This window comes from Bradyrhizobium sp. USDA 4449 (assembly GCF_054056275.1).
This window is the reverse complement of sequence record NZ_JBSRYD010000001.1, coordinates 5,314,408-5,338,156: the sequence shown is the minus strand read 5'-3', so window position 1 is coordinate 5,338,156 and position 23,749 is coordinate 5,314,408. Positions and strand designations below refer to the sequence as shown.

21 protein-coding genes and 1 pseudogene are annotated in these 23,749 nt (G+C 62.2%); 6 read left to right on the top strand and 16 right to left on the bottom strand.

Annotated features, from left to right (window positions below; translation table 11 throughout):
- Positions 1–163: 163 nt before the first annotated feature.
- Positions 164–1,723, bottom strand: a complete 1,560-nt coding sequence (locus ACVIIW_RS24815) for an acyl-CoA carboxylase subunit beta (RefSeq protein WP_456703139.1) — start codon at positions 1,721–1,723, stop codon at positions 164–166.
- A complete protein-coding gene (locus tag ACVIIW_RS24810) occupies positions 1,653–2,627 on the bottom strand; it encodes an IclR family transcriptional regulator (RefSeq protein ID WP_456703138.1) in 975 nt (324 codons plus the stop codon). Before ACVIIW_RS24810 ends, ACVIIW_RS24815 begins: the two co-directional genes overlap by 71 nt.
- A 95-nt stretch (positions 2,628–2,722) precedes the next feature.
- Between ACVIIW_RS24810 and ACVIIW_RS24805 the strand changes: the two genes are divergently transcribed.
- Both ACVIIW_RS24805 and glsA read left to right on the top strand, forming a co-directional pair.
- Entirely contained in the window at positions 2,723–2,944 is a 222-nt protein-coding gene (locus tag ACVIIW_RS24805) for an acetyl-CoA carboxylase biotin carboxyl carrier protein subunit (protein ID WP_456705257.1), read from the top strand.
- A gap of 132 nt (positions 2,945–3,076) precedes the next feature.
- Positions 3,077–4,924, top strand: coding sequence for a glutaminase A (gene glsA, locus ACVIIW_RS24800; RefSeq protein ID WP_456703137.1), 1,848 nt, complete (start codon positions 3,077–3,079; stop codon positions 4,922–4,924).
- A 57-nt stretch (positions 4,925–4,981) separates the two neighbouring features.
- Here the strand turns inward: glsA and ACVIIW_RS24795 are convergent, their stop codons facing one another.
- From ACVIIW_RS24795 to ACVIIW_RS24775, 5 genes and pseudogenes are all read right to left on the bottom strand, one after another.
- On the bottom strand, positions 4,982–5,284 hold the full coding sequence (locus tag ACVIIW_RS24795) for a nucleoside triphosphate pyrophosphohydrolase family protein (protein ID WP_092230424.1): 303 nt from the start codon (positions 5,282–5,284) through the stop codon (positions 4,982–4,984).
- 26 nt (positions 5,285–5,310) lie between these two features.
- Positions 5,311–5,838, bottom strand: a complete 528-nt coding sequence (locus ACVIIW_RS24790) for a carboxymuconolactone decarboxylase family protein (protein WP_456703136.1) — start codon at positions 5,836–5,838, stop codon at positions 5,311–5,313.
- 502 nt (positions 5,839–6,340) lie between these two features.
- Positions 6,341–6,691: pseudogene (locus ACVIIW_RS24785) on the bottom strand (Zn-ribbon domain-containing OB-fold protein); the annotation flags it as partial.
- The gene (locus ACVIIW_RS24780; RefSeq protein ID WP_456703135.1) at positions 6,688–7,824 is read right to left on the bottom strand and encodes a thiolase family protein; all 1,137 of its coding nucleotides are present in this window, start codon (positions 7,822–7,824) and stop codon (positions 6,688–6,690) included. The pseudogene ACVIIW_RS24785 and the gene ACVIIW_RS24780, both read right to left, overlap by 4 nt.
- Positions 7,821–9,035 (bottom strand): CaiB/BaiF CoA transferase family protein, encoded by a 1,215-nt coding sequence (locus ACVIIW_RS24775; RefSeq protein ID WP_456703134.1) that lies wholly within the window; start codon positions 9,033–9,035, stop codon positions 7,821–7,823. Before ACVIIW_RS24775 ends, ACVIIW_RS24780 begins: the two co-directional genes overlap by 4 nt.
- 533 nt (positions 9,036–9,568) lie before the next feature.
- Between ACVIIW_RS24775 and ACVIIW_RS24770 the strand changes: the two genes are divergently transcribed.
- Complete coding sequence (locus ACVIIW_RS24770) at positions 9,569–11,041, top strand: RNA-directed DNA polymerase (protein WP_456703133.1); 1,473 nt, start codon at positions 9,569–9,571, stop codon at positions 11,039–11,041.
- A gap of 206 nt (positions 11,042–11,247) precedes the next feature.
- Entirely contained in the window at positions 11,248–11,730 is a 483-nt protein-coding gene (locus ACVIIW_RS24765; RefSeq protein WP_456703132.1) for a hypothetical protein, read from the top strand.
- 42 nt (positions 11,731–11,772) lie between these two features.
- Here ACVIIW_RS24765 and ACVIIW_RS24760 read toward each other — a convergent pair whose 3' ends face one another.
- The 9 genes from ACVIIW_RS24760 to ACVIIW_RS24720 form a co-directional block, all read right to left on the bottom strand.
- Complete coding sequence (locus tag ACVIIW_RS24760; protein ID WP_092230548.1) at positions 11,773–11,976, bottom strand: hypothetical protein; 204 nt, start codon at positions 11,974–11,976, stop codon at positions 11,773–11,775.
- A gap of 121 nt (positions 11,977–12,097) precedes the next feature.
- Complete coding sequence (locus ACVIIW_RS24755) at positions 12,098–13,267, bottom strand: acetyl-CoA acetyltransferase (protein WP_456703131.1); 1,170 nt, start codon at positions 13,265–13,267, stop codon at positions 12,098–12,100.
- Positions 13,268–13,327: 60 nt separating this feature from the next.
- Entirely contained in the window at positions 13,328–13,978 is a 651-nt protein-coding gene (eda, locus tag ACVIIW_RS24750; protein ID WP_456703130.1) for a bifunctional 4-hydroxy-2-oxoglutarate aldolase/2-dehydro-3-deoxy-phosphogluconate aldolase, read from the bottom strand.
- Positions 13,979–14,006: 28 nt separating this feature from the next.
- Positions 14,007–14,975, bottom strand: coding sequence for a sugar kinase (locus ACVIIW_RS24745; RefSeq protein ID WP_456703129.1), 969 nt, complete (start codon positions 14,973–14,975; stop codon positions 14,007–14,009).
- A gap of 30 nt (positions 14,976–15,005) precedes the next feature.
- On the bottom strand, positions 15,006–15,992 hold the full coding sequence (gene denD / locus ACVIIW_RS24740) for a D-erythronate dehydrogenase (protein ID WP_456703128.1): 987 nt from the start codon (positions 15,990–15,992) through the stop codon (positions 15,006–15,008).
- A gap of 85 nt (positions 15,993–16,077) precedes the next feature.
- The gene (locus ACVIIW_RS24735) at positions 16,078–16,953 is read right to left on the bottom strand and encodes a carbohydrate ABC transporter permease (RefSeq protein WP_092230404.1); all 876 of its coding nucleotides are present in this window, start codon (positions 16,951–16,953) and stop codon (positions 16,078–16,080) included.
- Positions 16,954–16,955: 2 nt separating this feature from the next.
- Positions 16,956–17,903: a carbohydrate ABC transporter permease gene (locus ACVIIW_RS24730; protein WP_456703127.1), complete on the bottom strand. Its 948-nt coding sequence runs from the start codon at positions 17,901–17,903 to the stop codon at positions 16,956–16,958.
- A gap of 65 nt (positions 17,904–17,968) precedes the next feature.
- Positions 17,969–19,282: an ABC transporter substrate-binding protein gene (locus ACVIIW_RS24725; protein ID WP_456703126.1), complete on the bottom strand. Its 1,314-nt coding sequence runs from the start codon at positions 19,280–19,282 to the stop codon at positions 17,969–17,971.
- 48 nt (positions 19,283–19,330) lie between these two features.
- Complete coding sequence (locus ACVIIW_RS24720) at positions 19,331–20,392, bottom strand: ABC transporter ATP-binding protein (RefSeq protein ID WP_456703125.1); 1,062 nt, start codon at positions 20,390–20,392, stop codon at positions 19,331–19,333.
- A 205-nt stretch (positions 20,393–20,597) separates the two neighbouring features.
- On the opposite strand from ACVIIW_RS24720, the gene gntR reads away from it, so the two are divergent.
- Both gntR and ACVIIW_RS24710 read left to right on the top strand, forming a co-directional pair.
- Positions 20,598–21,695, top strand: a complete 1,098-nt coding sequence (gntR, locus tag ACVIIW_RS24715) for an HTH-type transcriptional regulator GntR (RefSeq protein ID WP_456703124.1) — start codon at positions 20,598–20,600, stop codon at positions 21,693–21,695.
- Between the two features lie 126 nt (positions 21,696–21,821).
- Positions 21,822–23,651 (top strand): IlvD/Edd family dehydratase, encoded by a 1,830-nt coding sequence (locus ACVIIW_RS24710; RefSeq protein ID WP_456703123.1) that lies wholly within the window; start codon positions 21,822–21,824, stop codon positions 23,649–23,651.
- Positions 23,652–23,749 lie beyond the last annotated feature (98 nt).

The following is a 23,749-nucleotide window of genomic DNA, read 5'->3' as shown; positions in this document are numbered from 1 at the left end:
TCGAGGCGCTCGATCGACGCGTGCCGTTCGTGCTGGCCCAGCCAAATCACGAGGAAAACCAGCGCGGCCGCGAGAGCGCCGATGCCGAAAGACAGGTTCCTCATTCGCGTTGAATGCGGCACGCCGAATATCGTTCCCGGCATCGCGCTTTTTTACCGGGGCGTTACGGTCGAATCGAAAAATTCTGCGGCGGGCCCGCTTTGCGCAGCGGCTCGGCGAGACGCGCGAACTCGCAGAGCAGTGGGCGCGTCTTCCTGGGATCGATGATCTCCTCGACCCAGAATTTCTCGGCCGAGCGGAACGGCGAGCGCAGCTTGTTCAATCGCTCCTGGATCTCGTTCAGCTTCGCCGCCTTGTCCTCGGCCGCGTCGATGTCGGCGCGGTAGGCGGCCTCGATGCCGCCTTCGAGCGGCAGCGAGCCCCAATAGGCCGACGGCCAGGCGTAGCGGATCGAGAAGCGGTCGGCGGGCTGGTGCACGACTCCAGCCACACCAAACGCGTTGCGCAGGATCACCGTGCACCAGGGCACGGTAGTCTGGTTGACCGCCGCCATGGCGCGCACGCCGTGACGGATGGTGGCCGCCTTTTCTGCATCGAGGCCGATCATGAAGCCAGGGCAGTCCATGAGATAGACGATCGGGAGGTGGAAGGTCTCGGCGAAATCCACCCAGCGCACCACCTTCTGGCAGGCATCCGCGGTCCAGGAGCCGCCATAGTGGAAGCTGTCGCTGGCAAGCAGCATCACCGCCCTGCCTTCGAGTCGTGCAAGACCAACGATAACGGGCCTGCCGAAATTGCCGGCCACCTCGAAGAACGAGCCCTTGTCGACGACCTGCTCGATGACAGGGCGCATCTTGTAGACCTGCTTGCGGTTGCGCGGCACCGCATTCATCAGCGCCTCTTCGCTGCGCTCCGGATCATCAGTGCAGGGCAAGGTCGGCGGCAGCTCGTAGACCGATGACGGCAGATAAGAGAGGAAGCGCCGCGCACAGGCAAAGGCCTCCTCCTCGGTGTCGACGGCATGATCGACCGCGCCAGCGCGAGTCTGGATGTCGGCGCCGCCAAGCTCTTCCTTCGAGAGGTTCTGGCCCAAGGCCTTCACCACCGGCGGCCCCGCGACGAACATCGCCGACGTCCGCGTCATGATGGAATAGTGGCTGGTGGCAAGGCGCGCGGCACCTAAACCCGCAACCGAGCCGAGGCCGAGCGCGACAACAGGCACGCGCGACAGGTTTTCCGTCGTGAAGCGATACCAGCGGGTGCCGCCGATGCCTCCGGGCAAATTCGCCGCACCTTTGGTCTCGATGGTCTTGACCGAGCCGCCGCCGCCGGAGCCTTCGATGAGCCGTATGATGGGCAGGCGGAAATCGTGCGCCATCTCTTCCGCCATCAGCGGCTTTGCCGAGATCGAGGCGTCCGCCGAGCCGCCGCGCACGGTGAAATCGTCGCCGACGACCACCACCGTTCGGCCGTCGACGCGCGCGCGGCCAAACACGCAGTTCGCCGGCGTCACCGTCTTCAGCTCGCCTAGCGGATCATACTCCCCGATGCCGGACACGGCACCGATCTCGTGGAAGCTGCCCTTGTCGATCAGTTTGTCGATACGCTCCCGAACAGTCAGCCGTCCCTGGTCATGCTGTCGCTTGACCTTGTCAACGCCGCCCATCTCCCGCGCGAAGGCTTCGCGCCGGGCGAGCTCGTCGAGTTCCGGCTTCCAGTTCATTCACTCCCTCCGAGCTCATCGGCTTGTTGTTGTTGTGCACGGCGATTGCGACCGGCTTGCGCGAGATCCTGTTGTTGAAAACGTCGCCTTCGGCGCCTTCGAGCAGACTGCCGAGCGAGCGGCCGAGCGCTGTCATCCGCGGCGCGACCTCGGCATGCAGACGCTGCTCGTCATACATCGCCGAGAGAAGGCCGATCGTGATGACCACGAAGGTCTGATACTGCGGCGACCAGATCGGCACCGCGAGTCCGTTGATGTGCGGGCTCCACAGGCCGCAGGCCACGACATAGCCGCGCTCGCGCAGCGACTGCCTGTTGGCCTCGATGCGGGGCCGCAGGATCCTTGCAGCCTCGGGCGCTTCGCGCTCCATCTCGTTGATGAAGGCGTCGCCGACGTCAGGCGACAAGGCCGCCGTATAGGCCGCGCCCGCGGCGGTCGAGGCCATCGAGATGCGGCTGCCGGTACCCTCGTGCAAGCCGAGCGCGGAGGCCGAGCGCGCGAACTGGAGGTAGACGAGATGGAATCGATCGGGCACGACGAAGCCGACCGTACCAGGCAATTGCTCCGCGACTTCCTGCAGCCGCTGCCGGATCATGCTGCGCAGCTGCGCGCCTTTCATCATCGAGGCGCTCATCGCCACCGCGCTCGGACCGATTCGATATTTCTGGTCGCGCGGCAGATACACGAGCTGGCCCATCCGGGTCAGCGTGTGCGTGAGCCGCGACACCGTCGAGCGCGGCAAGCCGCAGCGATTCGAAATCTCGAGATTGCCGAGCCTCGCCTCGTGGCCCTCGAAGCATCGCAACACGTCGAACGCGCGCGACACGACCTGAATGACATCACCTTCACCAGCATCGCCAGCGAGTGCACCTTGCCTGCTCAACCGCTCCGAACGTCGTCCCATGATCCCTACCGTTTGTTCCGCTCTGCGGAATTAAATTCCACTTTGTGAACGACGCTACCTCAGGCATTTTGCGACGACAACAAAAAGGCGATGGCATGCCAGAAATTAAGATCATCACGGAGGTCGCCGGCCGCGTCTGCGCAACTCCCGTGCAAGTTGGAGGAACCGTTGGCGATGGCGACGAAATTGTGCTCGTCGAAGCCATGAAGATGGAGATACCGGTGCCCTCGCCCGTATCGGGCACGCTCAAATCACTGCTCGTGAAGATCGATGACCTTGTTGCCGAAGGCCAAGCGATTGCGATCGTCGCGAGCTGAGGAGGCACCGCAATTTCATCCGCGACATTCTGAATCACAAGGTCTCGCGATGGTGCGCGACAGCTTGCACTAGGCATTTAGATGGGACCGAGCAGCTTGCGCATGCCAGGATTGCGTTGCACAAGTGACGCGATGATAGCGCAACCGTTCCCCGCCTCTGCCTGGACCGGGTCGAAGCCGCCGCTGCTGCGGTTTCTCGACGCATGCCTCAACGAATTCTCCGCGGAGACCGCGGGCCATGTCGCGGATTATATTCCCGAGTTGAGCAAGGCCGATCCTGCCCATTTTGGCATCAGCCTCGCAACGCTGGACGGCCATGTCTACGAGGTCGGCGACTCCAGGGTGCCCTTCACCATCCAGTCGATGTCAAAGCCATTCGTGTTCGCGCTGGCGCTGGATCTGCTCGGTGCGAACAAGGTCGAGAGCGCGATCGGCGTCGAACCTTCCGGCGATCCCTTCAACTCGATCCGGCTCAACGCCGAGAACCATCCGTTCAATCCCATGGTCAATGCCGGCGCGATCGCCTGCACCGGGCTGATCCATGCGAGCAAGGGCGAAGAAGCCTTCGAGCAGATCCGGCTCGCTCTCAGCCGCTTTGCCGGGCGCGACCTCGCCGTCGATGAGGCCGTCTACACCTCCGAGAGCCAGACCGGCGACCGCAACCGCGCCATCGCTTATCTCCTCAAGACCAATGCGGTGATCTCCGACAATGTCGCCGGCGTGCTCGACGTCTATTTCCGGCAATGCGCCGTGCTGGTGACTGCGCGCGACATCGCCGTGATGGCGGCGACGCTCGCCAATCGCGGCGTCAATCCTGTCACCGGCGAGCAGGTGCTGACGCCGTATGCGATCTCGCGCACGCTGTCGGTGATGACGTCCTCGGGCATGTACGATTATGCCGGCGAGTGGATTTACCGCATCGGCATCCCCGCCAAGAGCGGCGTTGGCGGCGGCCTCCTGGCCGCGCTTCCGGCCCGCCTCGGGCTCGGCAGCTATTCCCCGAAGCTCGACAAACACGGCAACAGCCTGCGCGGCATCAAGGTCTGCGAGGCGCTGTCCTCGCATTATGACCTGCACATGCTCAACCGCAGCGACGATGCGCGCAACGCTGTGATCGCCGACTACGACATCGGCAAGAGCCCGTCCCGCCGCGTCCGCCGCCAGCAGGAGCGCGACATCCTCGCCGCGCATGAGCAGGCTGTGCGTGTGATCGAGCTGGTCGGCGTGCTGTCGCTGTCGGCCGTCGACTACGTGACGCGCAGGCTCGCAGGGCAGCCACGGCCGCAAATCGTCGTGTTCGACCTGCATCGCGTGACCTCCACCACCCGCGCCGGCGCCCGGCTGATCGCTGAAGCCTTCGAGGAGCTCGCCGCGCTTGATGTCACTGTGGTGATTTCAGGGGTCCGTCGCGCCTCCAGGGAATGGGACAGCTTACGCGAGTGGACGGCGGAGCTGAAGAACGTCCGCGACTTCTATCTGCTCGACACGGCGATCGAATGGGCGGAAGACCAGATCGTCTACCGCTACGGCGGCTCCATCGATTTTCACGAGACCACCGAGCTGTCGGAGCAGCCATTGCTGGACGGCCTTGACGCCGAGGAGCTGACGGACCTCGCCTCGATCTGCACCGTCAGGACCTATCAGTCCGGCGCAAAGATCCTCACGACCGGCGATCCCGCCGACGCCCTGTTCTTCCTACGCAGCGGCGCGGTGCATGTCACCCTGCCCGACGGCGTACGGCTGGCGACGCTGACCGCCGGCATGGCCTTCGGCGAGATGGCCCTGATCGAGGCGACGCGCTCCGCGGACGTGTTCGCGGACATGGCGGCCACTGCGTTCGAGGTGCCGTTGAAAGATTTCGAGCGTTTTCGCAGGCAGCACCCGCGGGCGAGCGAGCGCATCATGCGCAATCTGGCCCAGCTGCTTGCCGATCGCCTGATCGTCGCCAACACCAAGGTCGATATCTTGACGTCGACGTGACCCCCTCACCTCTCCCCGTCGGGGAGAGGTGATCCCGTCCTCAACCCATATCTTGCGTTAGCGGCTGGCAGCCTCGCTGATACGTCGCTTGATCTTGGCGGCACTGGCATTCAGCAATTGGGACGGCTGCTGGCCCGTCGCGGCGCACAGGCAGGCCCAGTAGTAGATGACATCGCCGAGTTCTTCGACGAGCCCCGCCTTGTCGAGCCAGTTGTCGCGCAGGAGCTTCTTGATGTGCTCGGCGACCTCGCCGGATTCACCGGCGAGGCCCAGCCCGAGATAGGAGAGCCGCTCGTTCGACGGATGCTCGTCGACTTTCGCAATGGTTGCGGCCCAGACCGCATATTCGTCGATCGTCATGACATCCCTCGCTAGCCAGGCCTGGATCAGCCCACAACTTCGGTGACGGGCTGGAGATCGATCTCAAACGTCTCCAAAAACTTTGAGGTCATGATGTAGAAGCCGACCGACAGCTGGAGCTCGACCAGGGCCGCCGGTGTCAGCTTCGCGGCGATCGCCCTGAAGGTCGCATCCGTCGGCTTCTTCAGCTTGACGATCTCGTCGGTGAAAGCGAGCGCAGCGCGCTGCGTTTCGTCGAAACAATTCGCAGCCTGCCAATTCTCCAGCGCCTCGTTCTGCGCGTCGGTGACGCCGACATTCCTGCCGATGCGCTTGTGCGCGACGATCTCGTACGGCGCCTCGCACAAAATTCCCGTGCGCGTGATCGCGAGCTCGCGCAGCACGGGATCGAGCTCGCCCTTGTGCCTGATTGCGCCGCCGAGACGGCAGTATTGCTCAAAATAGCTCGGCGAGTGCGACATCATGCGGAAGATGTTGGCATTGCGATTCTTTTCGAGAATTTCGCGGGTGCGGTCGGACGCCTTGGAGGGATCGCTGTAGTCGATGCGGGCCATGATTTGCCTCGAGCTTTTGCTGACGTTTTTCTTTGAAGCTTTTGATGCTTATTGTCTTGTCAGGAACAGATCCCCGAAACTGTATTCGCGCCCGACCTCGGGAGCAACATTATCGAGTCAAAATGCCGCCGCATTGCTGATCGACCTTGGCACAATCGATATTCGCCGCGTGGGGACTTGATTGCGGTGAGTACTCGAAGTGGGGTGTTCCGAGTAAAAACAGTTGGCCGTCTGAGCGCTCACCACGCAACGATGCGTCACGCCCAAGTCTAGGGAGAATAGGGTATGAAGGAAGCCACCAAGGGGGCCGCCTCGGAAGCGCTCGTGCATATGCTGGCGGTCATGGCGATGCTCGTCATTGCCAGCATCTTGTTCTACGGGCGTTGAGTTAGTTTCAGCGTTTTCGTCATTCCGGGGTGGCCTTCGCACAAGCCAGGCCCAGAATTCCCGTTCCAGGCTCGGTCTCTCGACCGCCCCCGAATGACGGATCCCTCTCCTGCTTCTTTACAAAGAACGGGACCAGCTTACCGGCAAACGGTTTGAAGCCCACGATCACCTCGTCGCCAATGACGAGATCATTCTCGCCATGGGCCATCATCCGAAAACCCTCGGCGCAATCGACCAGCAGGATGTTGTAGGGCACGTGCGCACGGGTTGCCGGCGTAGCGGCACGGCACACCAGTGAGGTGGCGTAGACCTTGCCCTTGCCGCTGGCGCGCGCCTCGCGCGGACCTGTGCTTCCACAGGCGGCGCAGAAGTCGCGATGGAAATATTGCACATGGCCGCATGAGCTGCAGGTCTGGTAGGTGATGGCCTGTTCGCCCTTGGTCCAGTCCGCCAGGCGATCGCTCATCGCACCCGCTCCAGAAACATGCTGACGTGGGACGACAGCACGCCGCCATCGCCGTGGAGCAGCGCGATTGACGCGTCGCGGACCTGACGGGTAGCCGCCCGCCCCGTCATCTGCAAATGCGCCTCCACCAGATGCGCCATGGCTCCGCCGACGCCGCAATGGCCATAGCTGAGCAAGCCACCATGGGTGTTGAGCGGCAGGGCGCCGTCGCAGCTGAAATGGCCAGATCTTACGCGCGCCGACGCCTCGCCGCGTTTGGCAAGACCGAGGTCTTCCAGCAGCATCGCGAGCGTGATGGTAAAGCTGTCGTAGATCGCGGCGTAGCGCACGTCGGAGATCACAAGCCCCGTGGCCTCCTTGGCGCGGGCGATGGAGATCTCGGCACCAAGCTCGCCAAGAGCGGGGGCGGCCGTCACGTGCTGATGCGTATGCGCCTGGGCGCAGCCGCGAATGCGCACGCCGGCCTCGCCGGTCCGCTCGCGGCTGATGACGAAGGCGGCGCCGCCGTCGGAGACCGGGCAGCAGTCGAGTAATTTGAGCGGCATCGCCACCGGCTTCGAGGCCATGACGTCAGCGACGGTAATGGGATCGTGGAATTGCGCGCCGGGATGGGTGCAGGCATGGGCGCGCATCAGCACCGCGAATTCGGCGAGGTCCTGTTCGGTCACGCCGTATTCGTGCATGTACCTGCTGGCGACGAGGCCGTAATAGGCGGGAATGGTCGGACCGAGCGGCACCTCGTAATCGGGGTGGCCGACCTGCGCCAGCGCCTGGATCGAGGCGTCGCGGCTCTGTCCCGTCAGGCGGTTCTCGCCGGCGACCACGAGCACGTGGCGCGCAACGCCTGCCTCGACGAGGTGATGCGCGAGCATCGTCATCGCGAGCCCCGTCGCGCCGCCGACCTGCACGGCGTGCGCGTAAGACGGCCGGATGCCGAAATGCTCGGCGAACACGGTTGCGAGCATGATGTGCGGTGAGACCGTGGAGTAACCGCAAAGGATGCCGTCGATCTCGGTGCGCTTGAGCCCGGCGTCGTCGAGAGCGAGTTGGGCGGCCTTGCTCATCAGGTCGAGCGAGGATGAGCCTTCGTGCTTGCCGAAAGGTGTGAGGCCGACGCCGGTGACGAAGCTCATGACGCCCCTTCCTGCTCCGGCACCGAACGCGTGACGCCGTCCCGGACCATGGCGGCGATCTCGTCCGCGGAATAGCCGATCTCGCGCAGGATCTCCGCGCCATGCTCGTTGAGCCGTGGCGCGAGCCTGACAGTCTCGGCCTCGGTCTCCGACCAGCTCGCCGTCACCTTCATGCTGCGGATCCGCCCTTCGGTCGGATGGTTCACCACCGGGAAGAAATTTGTCGCTTCGAGATGCTCATCGTGCAGAATCGACGCGAGATCATGCATCGGCATGACGGGCACGTCGGCCTTGGTCAGAAGCTCGATCCAGTCGGCCGTGGTGCGCGTCTCGAAGATGCGGGCGAGTTCGGCGTAGACGATATCGATGTTGGCGGCGCGGCCGGCGAAGGTCGCGAATTTGGGATCGGCGCGCAGATCGGTGCGCCCCGTGGCGGCGAAGAAATTCTCCCACTGCTTGTCGTTGTAGACGATGACGCTGAGATAGCCGTCCGACGTCTTGTAGGGCCTGCGGTCGCGCGAGAGATGGCGCGCATAGCCGCCCTTGTCGAGCGGCGGCTCGTAAGTGAGCCCGCCCATATGGTCGCCCATGACGAAGCCGGCCATGGTCTCGAACATCGGGATATCGACCCGCTGGCCGCGGCCTGTGCGGTCGCGATGCACGAGGCTCGCGCAGATTGCGCCGACGGCGGTGAGACCGACGATACGGTCAACCAGCGCGTTGGGCACGTAGCGCGGCACGCCGTCGCCGGTCTGCGCCATCAGGGCGGGCAGCGCGGTCGCGCCCTGGATCAGGTCGTCATAGGCGGGCTTTGCGGCATAGGGCCCGTCCTGACCGAAGCCGAACACGCCGGCATAGACGAGGCGCGGGTTGCTGGCGGAGACGACATCATAGCCGAGTTGAAGCCGCGCCATCGCCTGCGGGCGGACGTTGTAGACGAGCACGTCGGCATCTTTCAGCAGCCGCAGCACGGCGTCGCGCCCCGCGGGCTTTTTCAGATCGAGGCAGATCGAGCGCTTGCTGCGGTTGGTATTGAGGAACACCGGACCCATACCGGTGTGCCGCATCGGGCCGATCAGCCGGGTGACGTCGCCGTCGAGCGATTCCACCTTGATCACGTCGGCACCGTAATCGCCGAGCATCTGGGTCGCATAGGGCCCCATCAGCACGGTGGTCATATCGACGACCTTGATTCCCTTCAGCGGCCCCATGGCTTGTTTTGCTCCCAGATAGGCGGCCGTCCAGGCCGATTATGCTTCTGAAGCCTAGTAATGGCAGCTCGTCGGCAAGATCAAGCTCGCCACGAGTATTGGCTTATGCGTTGAGAACTCCCTGATCCGTTCCCCCGATGCCGCTCCCGTCCTTCGACGGAATACTGCCTGAAACGTTGGTTTGGCGCCCGTGATGCCCACTACTGTGAAGGTCGGCGTACGCCAAGCTCTCTCTTGCGGTGCTGCGCATGAGCTGGTGTTCGCAAAGGAGCGCCGAACATCGCGGAGTTGATGAACACCGTTATTTCAACTAATCTCGATTTGGCACAATAAATGCGGAAAGCGCACAGCAGCCAACTCTGTTCGGGCCATAGGTACAACGTCTAGGTACAATTAAGCGGGAAAGCGCAGCATGCTGCCAAAGGCGGCCTTCGACTTGGCTGTAAGAAATATCGACGCACACGGCGACACCGACATCTTTCCTTTTCCCATCGAGAATTACGTTCTAAGGGACAAGAAAGGAGGTAGTTAAGTTGCTGCGGCAGGCGTACTCCTATTTCGACAAATGCTTTGGACAGTATAGGCCGCACCACATCCGAACGCTTACCCCTGTAGGAATTTCGGGATTCCGCTGGGCTACACAACAGGACCCATTTTGGAATGCATTTCTCCTAGGCTCTACCATTGCTCTGGCCGATCAAATCGAGGCGGCGAGAATTCCTACGAAATCGCAGGCCGTCTTTTCGTATCGGATAAAACAGCCCACGGATGAAAACCTATTTCGTTCGGATGTAACATGGCGTGATTTCATGCTGCATTCGATTCAGGAGGCACAATCCCACAAATATGTCGTCTTGTGCGACATATCGGATTGTTATCATCGTGTATCGCATCATCGATTAGAAAATGCGCTGGAGCAGCTTCCAAGACATGCTCCGTACAGTAAGTATATCGAAGAGATACTTACTCATTTTTCGAGCACAAATTCGTACGGGGTTCCGGTCGGCGGTCCGGCCGCGCGAATGCTTGTCGAGCTAGTGCTCAACTTAACTGATCAAATTCTGAAATCGCATGGGGTGAAATTCTGCCGCTATGCCGATGACTACCACATATTCGCAGAGAGCGAAGATGATGCTCACAGCAAACTCCAATTCTTTTCCGATAAGCTGATCCGGAATGACGGCCTGACAATCCAGAAATCGAAAACAAGAATCATGTCATGCCAAGAGTTTGTAGCGGGGCAAACAGTGCTTTTCTCTCCTAATGGGGACGACGATCCAGAGGCGGTAAAGTTGTTTGCCCTGAACCTACGTTACGACCCCTACTCGCCACACGCCGCAGAAGACTATGAGGAATTACGATCTGAACTGAGCAAGATCGACATTGTTGGACTACTTAATCGCGAGTTGGCAAAATCTCGGGTCCATGGGGCACTTACGAAAAAAATCATTTCTGCAATACGACACTTACCCTCAAGCGTTAAAGGTAGCGCCGTACTGACGCTCGTCGATAATCTGAAGCCTCTTTATCCCCTGTTTCCAACCGTCGCCATAGCCATCAAAAGTTCTTTCCCCGATCTTCTAATAAAGCATCAATGGGAGATTTGCGGTAAAATCCGCGAAAACATCATCGCCAAAGCGTACGTTCTAGATAACGAATTGCATGCGGCTTATGCCGTCCGCATTCTTGCCGAAATGAAATCGACCGAAAATCAAGATGCTCTGGTGACGCTATACAATCGATTTCGATCTCCACTTGTACGTAGAGACGTTATTTTGGTGATGGCAAAATGGCAGGAGTATTCGTTTTTGTCAGATCAACTGAACGAATACTCTGGGGCATCTCCTTGGGAACGGAGAGCATTTATTATCGCTTCTTACGCGATGGGCGAAGCTGGCGCGCATTGGAGGAGTTACAATTCGACGCAATTTAACCCATTTGAGAAGATTCTTCGAGACTGGGCTGCAGAAAAATTCAGCAGCAAGGGATGGGTAATTCCCATATGACCTCAGAGGTAGCGTTCACAACGCAACACACATCGCTGTGGCACATTCTGGCGCCGATGTCGGAGCGCTTCGTTCGACAGATAAACTTGAATTTGACTCGCTACGCACGAGAGATCAGTGCAGGCGACGACCCCTCTCGACGAGGCTTTTTGAACGAAGTCGCTTTTCAACTCGCACGGCTCAGGTCTATCGGTTCGGACGCAACCATGTCTGAGGCCAGCGCTGCTGCGCGCAGCCGTTTGGCAACACTAGAGAGAGGAATCGGCGCTCTGAATGACCCTTCGGGTATCGAGATAGAGGCGGTAAGCGCCATTGAGCAGTCTCTCTTGAACTTCGTTCGACTGAGATCCCCTCAAGCCTTGGAGGTGACATTTGAACCGCATTTTGCTGGCTGCGGATTTCTTAACCCGTGCGTCGGAGATGTATTGATCGGGCACGAGCTTTATGAAGTGAAAGCCGGTGATCGGCAGTTTCGTTCGACTGACATTAGACAGCTAATAACATATTGCGCGTTGAACTACGCCGCTGGAAACTATGCGATCACCCAAGCCGGATGCGTAAATCCGAGACGCGGGACTTACTTCGCATTGGATCTCGATGCGATCGCCCACGCGATGGCGGGAAAATCGGCAACTGAGTTGTTCTCTGACATTGTCTACCACGTATCGAGCGGCGGGATCTCGCGATAAAGAGGGCGAGCCTGCACATTCCCGACCGCGTCGCGCAGCCTGCTACTTCTTCTGGCGGGATTCGCGGATTTTCACGAGACGGTCGAGCTCATCGTTCTGCTGGTTGATGCGATCGGCGATGCGCGACTCGTTCTGCTCGCCGGAGGCCGCGGCAGCCTGCTCGATCAGCTGGCGGATATTGTCCTCGAGGATTGCGATGCGGTCGTTGAGTTGATCCATCGAGAGATAGTCGTAGTCGTTGCTCATGATGTGCGTCTCGCCAATCAATCAGGAGCCGTAGGGTGGGCCAAGCGAAGCGGGCCACCATGATCTAACGCAAGAAAAGGGTGGACACGGCGCAGGTGCGCCTTTGCCCACCCTACCAGATCTACTTCAGCGGCTCCAGCACCGAGACGTAGTTGGCAACGGCCGCGCCGCCCATGTTGAAGATGCCGCCGAGTTTTGCATTTTTGAGCTGCATGCCCTCGGGCGCTTGGCCCGCGAGCTGCATTGCGGTCATCACATGCATGGAGACGCCGGTGGCGCCGATCGGGTGGCCCTTGGCCTTGAGGCCGCCGGACGGATTGACCGGCAGCTTGCCGTCCTTGAGCGTCCAGCCTTCCTTGATGGCGCGGGCGCCCTGCCCCCTCGGCGTCAAGCCCATCGCTTCGTACTCGATCAGCTCGGCGACGGTGAAGCAGTCATGGGTCTCGACGAAGGAGAGATCGTTGAGCGTCACCCCCGCCTTTTCCAGCGCGTGCTGCCAGGCCACCGTGCAACCCTCGAACTGGAGGATGTCGCGCTTGGACATCGGCAGGAAATCCTGGGCGTGCGCGGTGGCGCGGAAGCCGACCGACTTGCCCATGGTCTTGGCGGTCTCGGCATCGGCCAGCACCAATGCAGCCGCGCCGTCGGACACCAGCGAGCAATCGGTGCGCTTCAAGGGACCGGCGACATAAGGATTCTTCTCGCTCTCGGCACGGCAGAACTCGAAGCCGAAATCCTTGCGCATCTGGGCGAAGGGATTGGCAACGCCGTTCTTGTGGTTCTTGGCCGCGATCAGCGCCAGTGCATCGGACTGGTCGCCGTATTTCTGGAAATAGGAGCTGGCGATCTTGCCGAACACGCCGGCAAAGCCGCCGACCGTGTCGCCATCCTCCGGCAAGTAAGACGCCTTGAGGAGATTCTTGCCGATCTCCGCCCCCGGGGTACGGGTCATCTGCTCGACCCCGACGACCAGCACGATTCGAGCCGCGCCTGCGGCGATCGCGCGCAGGCCCTGATGCACGGCGGCGGAGCCGGTCGCACAGGCGTTCTCGACGCGGGTCGCCGGCTTGAAGCGCAGCTTCGGGTCGGCCTGGAGCACCAGCGAGGCGGTAAAATCCTGCGCCGAGAAGCCGGCGTTGAAATGGCCGAGCACGATCTCGTCGACATCGGAGGCCGAAATGCCGGCATCGGCGATCGCCTCATTAGCGACGCGGGTGACGAGGCTTTCGACGGTTTCGGTGTCGAACTTGCCGAACGGCGTGTGCGCCCATCCGACGATGCTGGCGGTCATGATCTTCTCTCCCTGGCGGTCTCTTGCTGACCTAAGTCTTAGCGCAGGGATGGCAAGACTTCACGCAGGTTTAAGGGCCTGGAGGGTGCGCTGGCAGATGGCAGTTATGCCGGCCCAATTTCCGGCCTTGATCTCGGCCGTCGGACACAGCCAGGAACCGCCGACCGCGACCACATTGGGCTCGGCAAGCCAGGTCGCCGCATTGGCCTCGCCGACGCCGCCGGTCGGGCAGAACCGCACATTCGGAAATGGCCCGCCAAGCGAGCGGAGGCCCTTGATGCCGCCGGCCTGCTCGGCGGGGAAGAACTTTGCGACGTCGAAGCCGTAGGACAGCGCCATCATCAGCTCGGACGCCGTGGCAATGCCCGGCGCGAACGGCAAAGAACTGTGCGTGGCGGCCTTGAGCAGATCCGGGGTCAGGCCCGGGCTGATGCCGAACGCCACCCCGAGCTTCTCGACACGGGTGAAATCGGCCGGATTGAGAATGGTGCCGATGCCGACGACCGCGTCCGGGACCTCGGACATGATCGCCCGCGCGGCTTCGATCGCAATGGGGGTGCGCAGGGTCACCTCCAAGGTGCGGACGCCGCCGCCCACCAGGGCTTTTGCCAGCGGCACGGCATCCTGGATCCGCTCGATGGTGAGGACGGGAATGACGGTCGCGGCCTTGAACAGCGCGACGAGGTGGTTCTGTTGGGCGGTCGTGGTCATATCGTGAATCTTATCTCGGAGGTTCGTTTCACTTGGTCGCTTGACGCGTGGTCGCCGGCCGGGGCCGCTTCTTCGGCGGCATGGCATAGCCCGGAATGATGGCGCCAGGATAGCAGATCACGAGGCTGGCGAGGCGATGTCCCGATTGGGCCGCCTCCACCGGATCAGAGCCGCCAAGCCGGGCCGCAATATAGGCCGCCGCAAAGCTGTCGCCGGCCGCCGTGGTGTCAACGACCGGCTTGGTCATTGGTTCGGCGCGGACCTCGCTGGTCCCGCCGGGGAAGCGCAGCATACTGACGGGCTCGGCGAGGCGGAACACCAGTTCTGATGTCGGGATGCGCGCCATCAATTGCTCCGGGCTTTCGCCGGGATAGAGCGCGAGCAGATCCTCGGTCGAGGTCAGCACGATGTCGGCGGCCGAAAAGGCAGTGGCAAACACCTCGCGCGCGACCTCACGGTCGGGCCAGCCGCGTGCACGGAAATTGGTGTCGAACACGAAGCGCGTGCCGAGCAGGCGCGCGCGCTTGATCGCCGCAAACAGGCGATCGCGCCCGGCCGCATCGTAGATCGAGAGCGTGATCGCGGAGAGATAGACGACGTCATAGCTCATCAGCGAGTTGAGCAGCTCGTCGGTCTCCGGCAGGCTCATCAGCTGCCGCGCCGCCGCGCTGTCGCGCCAGTGGAAGAACTGGCGCTCGCCGGCGGCATCGAGCTGGATCATGTAGAGGCCGGGCAGCTTGCCCGGCAGCCGCACCACGCGCCGGGTGCCAACGCCCTCGGCATTCCAGGCCGCGATCATCTCTTCGCTCATGCCGTCGTCGCCGAGCGCGGTGAAATAGTCGACCTTGACCTCGAGCCGCGCCAGATACACGGCCGTATTGAGGGTGTCGCCGCCGAAGCCCCGCGAAAACAACCCGCCGCCCTGCCCGCCAGACTGGGCGCCCTGCGCCTGCCGGAGCTCGACCATGCATTCACCGATGCAAGCCACGCTCGCCATCGTCATTTCCATGCTATTCATCTGAAACGATCAGGCGACGAAATTGCCGCCGAGCTCGTCCTCGATGTGGATGCGGATGATATCGTCGAAGGTCTTCTCCTCGGTGGTGAAGCCGAGCTCGCGCGCTCGCTTGGCCTCGAAATTCCGCGGCCAGCCGCCAACGATGCCGACGATGAACGGATCGAGCTCATGCTTGATGCGCGCGGCGACCTTGTCGCCGGCGACGCGCCTCAGCGCAGCGATCTGCTCGCCGACCGTCGCCGAGAAGCCGGGCATGGTCAAATTGCGGCGCGGACCGACCTTGGCCAGGTCCATCGTGCCGGCATGGAGCAGGAAGCCGACGGCGGAGCGCGGCGTGGCGTGCCAGTGGCGGACATCCTCGGACACCGGAAGCACTGCTTCCTTGCCGGCCAGCGGCTCGCGGAGGATGTTGGAGAAGAAGCCCGACGCCGCCTTGTTGGGCAGGCCCGGCCGGATGCAGATGGTCGGCAGGCGGATGCCGATGCCGTCGAGGAAGCCGCGGCGCGAATAATCCGCCAGCAGCAGCTCGCCGATCGCCTTCTGGGTGCCGTAGCTCAAGAGCGGCGTATGGAAGAACTCGTCGCCGATCGCATCCGGGAACGGCGCGCCGAACACTGCGATCGAGGACGTGAACACCACGCGCGGCTTATAGCCGCCGCCGACGAGCCTGATGGCATCGAGCAGCATCCGCGTGCCGTCGAGGTTGATGCGGTAGCCCTTGTCGAAATCGAGCTCGGCTTCGCCCGAGACGATGGCGGCGAGATGGAAGATCACGTCGGGCCGGCCGGCGATCAGCTTTTCGGCAGCACCTGGGACAGCAAAATCGCCCCAGACGGTCTCGACCGGGAAACCGGCTTTTTCCGGTTTCCTGGGCTCGACCACGTCATGCATGGTCAATTTGGTGATGTCGCTCTTGCCGAGCCGGCCGTCGCGCAACAGCCGTTCACACAATTTGCGGCCGACCATGCCGGCTGCGCCCAGAACCAGGATGTGCAAGAGCCTACTCCCTCTTATTGGCCGGAACGCGCCGCACCGGAAACATCATGAAACCTCTTGGCGCGTTTTCAGGCAGGCCCCGCGATCATTCCTTCACGGCGCCGGTCATCGCCGACACATAGTACTCTACGAAGAAGGAATAAAGGATAACTACGGGGACCGAGCCAGTCAGGGCCGCCGCCATCAGAGCGCCCCAATGATAGACGTCGCCGTTGACGAGTTCGGTGATGGCGCCGACCGGAATGGTCTTGTTCTCCGATGAAGAGATGAAGGTCAACGCGTAGATGAATTCGTTCCAGGACAACGTGAAGGCGAAGATCCCCGCCGAGATCACCCCAGGCAGCGACAGCGGCAGCGTGATCTTGGTCAGGATCTGCAGCCGCGTCGCGCCGTCGATCAGCGCGCATTCCTCGAGCTCGTAAGGGATGGTGCGGAAATAGCCCATCAGGAGCCAGGTGCAGAACGGAATCAGGAAGGTCGGATACGTCAGGATCAGCGCGAGATTGCCGTCGAACAGGCCGAGTTGAAACACGATCGCGGCGAGCGGAATGAACAGGATCGAGGGCGGGACGAGATAGCCGAGGAAGATCGCCAGGCCCACATAGCGCGAGCCCTTGTAGCGCAGACGCTCGATCGCATAGGCCGCACAGACGCTGGCGAACAGCGAGATGAAGGTCGAGGACACCGAGACGATCACGGTGTTCCACATCCACAGCGGATAGTCGGTGTCGAAGAACAGCTTCTTGACGTGCTCGAGCGTCGGATGGGCGATCAGGAACGGATTGTACTTCTCGTAATCGTACATTTCCGCGTCGGGTTTGAACGTCGTCACCGCCATCCAGTAGAACGGAAACAGCAGGAAAAAGATGATCAGGCCGAGCGGGAGATACACCCGGAGAAACTTCCGCGGGAAGCTCTCGAGGTAGTCCATTCCGACGCTCTGGTCGTCTACGGTGCTCATGATCAGTCCCTCCCGCCCTGCTGCCAGCGGGACCGCTGAAGTCCGAAGAAGCTCAACAGGATTGCCGCGACCAGGAACGGGATCATCGCGTTCGAGATCGCGGCGCCCTCGCCGAGATTGCCGCCCGTGATGGCACGCTGGAACGACAGCGTCGCCATCAGATGCGTGGCGTTGATCGGTCCGCCGCGGGTGATGGTGTAGATCAGCTGGAAGTCGGTGAACGTCATCAGCACCGAGAACGTCATCACGACCGCGATGATCGGCGACAGCATCGGCAGCGTGATGTGGCGGAAGCGCTGCAAATTGGTGGCGCCGTCGAGATTCGCGGCCTCGTAGAGCGAGGGGGAGATGGTCTGCAATCCCGCCAAGAGCGTGATGGCGACGAACGGCACGCCCCGCCAGATATTGGCGATCACGACCGACCAGCGGGCATTCCAGGGATCGCCGAGGAAATCGATGTAGTGGCTCAGAAGGCCGGCCTTGATCAGCACCCAGGAGACGATCGAAAACTGGCTGTCATAGATCCACCAGAACGCGATCGCCGACAGCACGGTCGGCACGACGAAAGGCAAGAGCACGATGGCGCGGACCATCGACTTGAACGGCAGCCGCTCGTTGAGCAGCAGGGCCAGATAAAGCCCGATCGCGAATTTCACGATGCTCGCAAACACAGTGTAGAAAATGGTGTTGAAGACCGACAGCCAGAACACGCTGTCCTTGGACAGCGAGACGAAGTTCTGGAAGCCGATGTAACGGCCGACGCCGCCGATCTTGGTGTCGGTCATGCCGAGCCAGAATCCGAGCGCCAGCGGGTAAGCCAGAAACAGGATCAGGATGGCGATCGCCGGCACCATGAACATGGCGCCGAGAAAATTCCGGCTTTCGAACGCCCTGCTCCACAAACTGCTGGGCTTGACGTGCGCGGCCACGGGCTCGGCGATAACGGCCATGTCGGACTCCCCTTAGAGAACGACGGCGGCGGCGCCCGGCAGGTGAGCGCCGCCGCCGTAGCGGATCAGACCTGGTAGTAGCGCTTGGCGCGCTCGGCAGCGCGTTTCGCAGCTTCCTGCGGCGTGGCCGAGCCGGAGGCGGCTTCCGCGAACATGTCGACCACGACGAAGTCGCCCATGACGGCGGCCGAGGCGTAGCCGAGATCACCGGCATAGCCGTTGTCCAGGCAGCGCTTGAGGCAGTCGCGGTACGGCGTGATCTTGGGGTCGGAGGTCCAGACCGGGTTGTCATTGTAGGCCGGGAGCGGCGGCGAGACGTAGCCGTTGGAGGCGACCTCCCAGGCGTCGTAGTTCTCCTTGTCCATCATGAACTTGATGTATTCCTTGACGGCCTTCGGGTACTTCGAGTGCTTGTAGCCGTAATAGACCAGGATGTTCTGCTGCTCGGTCGGCTTGCCCACGGGGCCGACCGGCATCGGCGCGTGGTTCATGTCCTTGGCGATCTCCTGCTGCTTCGGATCAGGAGAGGTCTTGCCGACGGTCCAGATCGAGATGCCGTTCAGGGTGAGGCTGATCTCGCCGTTGAGGAAGGCCTTGTTGTTGTTCGAGTCGTTCCACGACAGCACGCCCGGAATGAACGTCGCATAGAGCTGCTTGACGTATTCGAGCGCCGCGATCGTCTCGGGCGCATCGAGCACGACCTCGTTCTTCTCGTTGACGACCTTGCCGCCGAACGCCCATAGCGCCCACTGGCACCAGCCGTTGGCGTCGCCCGTGGCATGACCGAGCGCGAAGCCGGCCGGCGTGTTGTTCTTCTTCAGCGCCTGGCAAAGCTTGAGGAAGCCGTCCGTGTCCTTGGGGAATTCCTCGAAGCCCGCAGCCTTCACGTGGCTGATGCGGTAGTTGAGGCAGCCACCGGTGGCGCCTTGCGGAATCGCGATCCAGCCATTGCCCTTCTTGCCGTACTTCTGGGCGACCGGATACCAGCCGCCATACTGGGCGCCGAGATAGTCGGCGACGTCGGTGACGTCGATCAGCTTTTCCGGGAATTTGTGGGGATCATCGAGCGTGCCGATGATGAGATCGGGGCCGGCGCCGACATTGGCTGCGACCGCTGCTTTCGGACGAATGTCCTCCCAGCTTTCGGCCTCGAGCTTCACCTTGACGCCGGTCTTCTCGGAGAACTTCTTGGTCTGCTCAGCGAACTTGTCGAACTCGGCCTGGATGAACTGCTTCCAGCGCAGCACGCGAATGGAGGCATTCGGCTCCGGCGTGTTGGTCCACTCCGCAGCCCGGACGGGGACGATCCCTGGGCCGGCGAGCAGAGCTGCGCCGCCCAGGCTGGCTTTAAGCACACTACGCCTGTTGAAATCGGTCATCGTTCTCTCCCTGTTTTTTTATATTTGTATCGGTCGGTCTTTATGTCGCTACATGCGCTTACCGGTCGCCTCGTCGAACAAGTGAACCACGGACGGATCGGGCTTCAGCCGGACCTTGTCGCCCGGGTTGAACTGATGACGCTCGCGGAACACGGCCACCACCTGCTCGCCGCCGAGCTTTGCAAACACCTGCGTTTCGGACCCGGTCGGCTCGACGACCACGATCTCGGCATCGGCGCCGTCGTCGGCGATGGTGAAATGCTCAGGGCGGACGCCGTAGACGACGGGCTTGCCGTCGGAGCCGGCCGGCACGCTCTTGAGCGGCAGCTTGACACCGTTCGGACCTTCGAAGGTGGCGACGCCGTTGACCCGCACGTGGCCCTTGAGGAAGTTCATCGCGGGCGAGCCGATGAAGCCGGCGACGAACTGGTTTTCCGGCTTGTCGTAGAGCTCGAGCGGCGTACCCATCTGCTCGACGATGCCGTCATGCATGACGACGATCTTGTCGGCCATGGTCATGGCCTCGATCTGGTCGTGGGTCACGTAGACGGTCGTGGTCTTGAGCCGCTGATGCAGCTCCTTGATCTCGGTGCGCATGGCGACGCGCAACTTGGCGTCGAGGTTCGACAAGGGTTCGTCGAACAGGAACACCTGGGGATCGCGCACGATGGCGCGGCCCATGGCAACGCGCTGGCGCTGGCCGCCGGAGAGCTGGCGGGGATAGCGATCCAGCAGCGGCGACAGCGCGAGGATTTCAGCGGCGCGCTTGACGCGCTTGCCGATCTCGTCGGAGCTGGCGTTCCGCAGCTTCAGCGAGAAGCCCATGTTCTCGCCGACGGTCATGTGCGGATAGAGCGCGTAGTTCTGGAACACCATCGCAATGTCCCGCTCCTTGGGCTGGACATTGTTGACGACGCGGTCGCCGATCGAGATCGTGCCGGAGGTGATGTTTTCGAGGCCCGCGAGCATGCGAAGCAGCGTCGACTTGCCGCAGCCGGAGGGGCCAACAAGAACGACGAACTGGCCATCCTCGATCGGAATCGAGACGCCGTGCAGGACTTCAAAATTGCCGAACGATTTCCGCACGTCGCGGATTTGCACAGACGACATCTAGCTCCCTCCTCCGACTTAGACGACGCAACTGTCGCGCCGCCACCGTCTTGTTTTTTCTGAACTTCGCCGAACCGAAGCCCCTCTTAGCAGGTGGCATTGTCGGCAGTTTGTGCGGATTTGGCAATTTGTCTTTGGTTAGTCGCTGCTGGTAGCGCTGTCAACGATCCTTTGTTTGGGCAAGCGGCTGTGTTATGAGCAACAAATGGGTCGAAAGCGCACCAAGTCTGGCAAGATTCGGTTGGCGGAAGTGGCCGAGCTGGCCGGCGTCAGCCCGATTACAGCCTCGCGCTTCTTCCGCAATCCCGAGGCGTTGTCGCTGGCCAAGCGGACGCGCGTCGAAAGCGCGGCCCGCGAGCTCGGCTACGTGCCCAACCTTGCGGCACGCGCGCTGGCCTCCCAGCGCACCGAAGTGATCGGTGTCCTGATTCCATCACTGACCAACAACGTATTCTCGGACGTGCTGCGCGGCATCTATGATGCCTCCGAAGGCAGCCGCTACTCGATCCAATTGTCCAACACGCGCTACAGCATTCTCCAGGAGGAGAAGCTGTTGCGCCTGTTTCTGGCGCAGAAGCCGGCGGGTCTGATCGTCACAGGCATCGACCAGACCGCGGAATCGCGCGCGATGCTCGAGGCGGCCGACTGCCCGATCATCCAGATCATGGAAATCGGCCCTGATCCCGTCGACATGATGATTGGCTTTTCTCATTTTGACGCCGCGCGCGCGGCGATAGCCCATTTGTTCGCGCAGGGCCATCGCAAGATCGGCTTCGTTGGGGCGCGCATGGACCCGCGGGTTCAACGCCGGCTCGATGGCTACGTGGTTGCCATGAAGGACGCCGGCCTCTACGACCAAAGACTGATCGTGACCACGGCGACGCCGACCTCGGTAACGCTCGGCGGCGCGCTGTTCGCCGATCTGCTCGCACGCGAATCCGGCATCGACTCGGTGTTCTGCGCCAATGACGACCTTGCGCTCGGCGTTCTCTTTGAATGCCGACGCCGTGAGATCGCGGTCCCCGATCAGATCGCGATCGTCGGCTTCAACGATCTCGAATTCATGGCCGCCTCGGTGCCGACGCTGACCAGCGTGCGGACCAACCGTTACGAGATGGGCAGCGCGGCTGCTGCGATGCTGATCGAGGCGATCGAAGGCAAGCGGCCGGACCAGCCCGTGCTGGATCTCGGCTTTACCGTGATCGAGCGGCAGAGTTCGCAGACGCAGCGGTCGGGCCTCAGCCCGCGCCTCCCGGAGCGGACCCCCGCCGTACAAAATGATAGCGTTACCAACGAGCCGTGAGTAGTATCGCAACTATGAGAAACGTTCGCCAGCAGGCGGGCCGTCATACCATGCTCGCGCTGCCGGGCATCGCACCGATCGACATCCCCGACGTCGCCCGCTGCGTTTGCATTGAAGGAGAAACCAATGACAAAAAAGCCAACCAATGGGCATGCGTCCGCCGGTAACGGGGCCCGCCGCCACCTTCGCTCGCAGGACTGGTTCAACAACCCGCACAATCCGGGCATGACCGCGCTCTATATGGAGCGCTACCTCAACTTTGGCCTCACCCGCGCCGAGCTGCAGTCGGGCAAGCCGATCATCGGCATCGCCCAGACCGGCAACGACCTCTCCCCCTGCAACCGCCATCATATCGAGCTCGCCCATCGCGTCCGCGAAGGCATCCGCGAGGCCGGCGGCATTGCCATGGAATTCCCGACCCACCCGATCCAGGAGACCGGCAAGCGCCCGACCGCGGCGCTCGACCGCAACCTCGCTTATCTCGGCCTGGTCGAGGTCCTCTACGGCTATCCGCTCGACGGCGTGGTGCTGACCACCGGTTGCGACAAGACCACGCCCGCCTGCATGATGGCGGCGGCGACCGTCAACCTGCCCGCGATCGTGCTGTCGGGCGGCCCGATGCTGAACGGCTGGCATGAGGGTGAGCGCACCGGCTCCGGCACGATCGTCTGGAAGTCGCGCGAAAGGCTCGCCGCCGGCGAGATCGACTATGAAGAGTTCATGGAGATCGTGGCGTCCTCGGCACCTTCGGTCGGCCATTGCAACACCATGGGCACGGCCTCGACCATGAACGCGCTCGCGGAAGCACTCGGTTTCTCGCTGCCGGGCTGCGCGGCGATCCCGGCGCCCTATCGCGAGCGCGGCCAGATCGCCTACGAGACCGGCAAGCGCATCGTCGACATGGTCTGGGAGGATCTGAAACCCTCGGATTTCCTGACCCGCAAGGCGTTCGAGAACTGCATCGTGGTGAATTCGGCCATCGGCGGCTCGACCAATGCACCGATCCACATCAACGCGCTCGCGCGCCACATCGGCGTCGAGCTCTCGATCGACGACTGGCAGAAATTCGGCCACGACGTGCCGCTCTTGGTCAACCTCCAGCCGGCCGGCTTCTATCTCGGCGAGGAATTCCATCGCGCCGGCGGCGTGCCCGCCGTGATCCGCGAACTCATGGAGCACAAGCGCATCCATGAGGACGCGCTCACCGTCAACGGCCGCGGCATCGGCGAGAACTGCGCGAATGCGCCCAAGCCCGATCAGGACGTGATCTGGGCCTACGACAAGCCGATGGTGAAGGATGCCGGCTTCCTGGTGCTGCGCGGCAATCTCTTCGATTCCGCGATCATGAAGACCAGCGTGATCTCGAAGGAGTTCCGCGAGCGCTATCTGAGCAACCCGAAGGACCTGAACGCGTTCGAAGGACGCGCGGTCGTGTTCGAGGGGCCGGAGGATTATCACGAACGGATTGAGGATCCCGCGCTCGGCATCGACGAGCACTGCGTGCTGTTCATCCGCGGCACAGGCCCGATCGGCTATCCTGGTGGCGCCGAGGTCGTGAACATGCAGCCGCCGGCCGCGCTGATCAAACGCGGCATCCTCGCCCTGCCCTGCATCGGCGACGGCCGCCAGTCCGGCACCTCGGGCTCGCCATCGATCCTCAACGCCTCGCCGGAAGCCGCGGCCAATGGCGGGCTCGCGGTGCTCCAGACCGGTGACAGGGTCCGCATCGACCTCAACAAGGGCAGCGCCAACATCCTGATCTCGGACGAGGAGTTGAAGAAGCGCCACGCCCAGCTGAAGGCCGCCGGCGGATTCAAGCATCCGCCGAACCAGACGCCGTGGCAGCAGATCTACCGCGATACCGTCGGCCAGCACGAGACCGGCGCCTGCGTGGAACTCGCCACGCGGTACCAGAACGTCGCCTCGGCGTTCGGCGTGCCGCGGGATAATCACTGACCACGCGTCATTGCGAGGAGCGAAGCGACGAAGCAATCCAGTCTGCACCCATCGGTAAGATTCTGGATTGCTTCGCTTCGCTCGCAATGACGGCATAG

Excerpts from the sequence above, each read along its gene's own strand:
- ACVIIW_RS24815 (WP_456703139.1), bottom strand. The coding sequence starts at position 1,723 with ATGAACTGGAAGCCGGAACTCGACGAGCTCGCCCGGCGCGAAGCCTTC.
- ACVIIW_RS24810 (WP_456703138.1), bottom strand. The coding sequence starts at position 2,627 with ATGGGACGACGTTCGGAGCGGTTGAGCAGGCAAGGTGCACTCGCTGGC.
- ACVIIW_RS24805 (WP_456705257.1), top strand. The coding sequence starts at position 2,723 with ATGCCAGAAATTAAGATCATCACGGAGGTCGCCGGCCGCGTCTGCGCA.
- glsA (WP_456703137.1), top strand. The coding sequence starts at position 3,077 with ATGATAGCGCAACCGTTCCCCGCCTCTGCCTGGACCGGGTCGAAGCCG.
- ACVIIW_RS24795 (WP_092230424.1), bottom strand. The coding sequence starts at position 5,284 with ATGACGATCGACGAATATGCGGTCTGGGCCGCAACCATTGCGAAAGTC.
- ACVIIW_RS24790 (WP_456703136.1), bottom strand. The coding sequence starts at position 5,838 with ATGGCCCGCATCGACTACAGCGATCCCTCCAAGGCGTCCGACCGCACC.
- ACVIIW_RS24780 (WP_456703135.1), bottom strand. The coding sequence starts at position 7,824 with ATGAGCTTCGTCACCGGCGTCGGCCTCACACCTTTCGGCAAGCACGAA.
- ACVIIW_RS24775 (WP_456703134.1), bottom strand. The coding sequence starts at position 9,035 with ATGGGGCCGCTGAAGGGAATCAAGGTCGTCGATATGACCACCGTGCTG.
- ACVIIW_RS24765 (WP_456703132.1), top strand. The coding sequence starts at position 11,248 with ATGTCTGAGGCCAGCGCTGCTGCGCGCAGCCGTTTGGCAACACTAGAG.
- ACVIIW_RS24760 (WP_092230548.1), bottom strand. The coding sequence starts at position 11,976 with ATGAGCAACGACTACGACTATCTCTCGATGGATCAACTCAACGACCGC.
- ACVIIW_RS24755 (WP_456703131.1), bottom strand. The coding sequence starts at position 13,267 with ATGACCGCCAGCATCGTCGGATGGGCGCACACGCCGTTCGGCAAGTTC.
- eda (WP_456703130.1), bottom strand. The coding sequence starts at position 13,978 with ATGACCACGACCGCCCAACAGAACCACCTCGTCGCGCTGTTCAAGGCC.
- ACVIIW_RS24745 (WP_456703129.1), bottom strand. The coding sequence starts at position 14,975 with ATGGCGAGCGTGGCTTGCATCGGTGAATGCATGGTCGAGCTCCGGCAG.
- ACVIIW_RS24735 (WP_092230404.1), bottom strand. The coding sequence starts at position 16,953 with ATGAGCACCGTAGACGACCAGAGCGTCGGAATGGACTACCTCGAGAGC.
- ACVIIW_RS24730 (WP_456703127.1), bottom strand. The coding sequence starts at position 17,903 with ATGGCCGTTATCGCCGAGCCCGTGGCCGCGCACGTCAAGCCCAGCAGT.
- ACVIIW_RS24725 (WP_456703126.1), bottom strand. The coding sequence starts at position 19,282 with ATGACCGATTTCAACAGGCGTAGTGTGCTTAAAGCCAGCCTGGGCGGC.
- ACVIIW_RS24720 (WP_456703125.1), bottom strand. The coding sequence starts at position 20,392 with ATGTCGTCTGTGCAAATCCGCGACGTGCGGAAATCGTTCGGCAATTTT.
- gntR (WP_456703124.1), top strand. The coding sequence starts at position 20,598 with ATGGGTCGAAAGCGCACCAAGTCTGGCAAGATTCGGTTGGCGGAAGTG.
- ACVIIW_RS24710 (WP_456703123.1), top strand. The coding sequence starts at position 21,822 with ATGACAAAAAAGCCAACCAATGGGCATGCGTCCGCCGGTAACGGGGCC.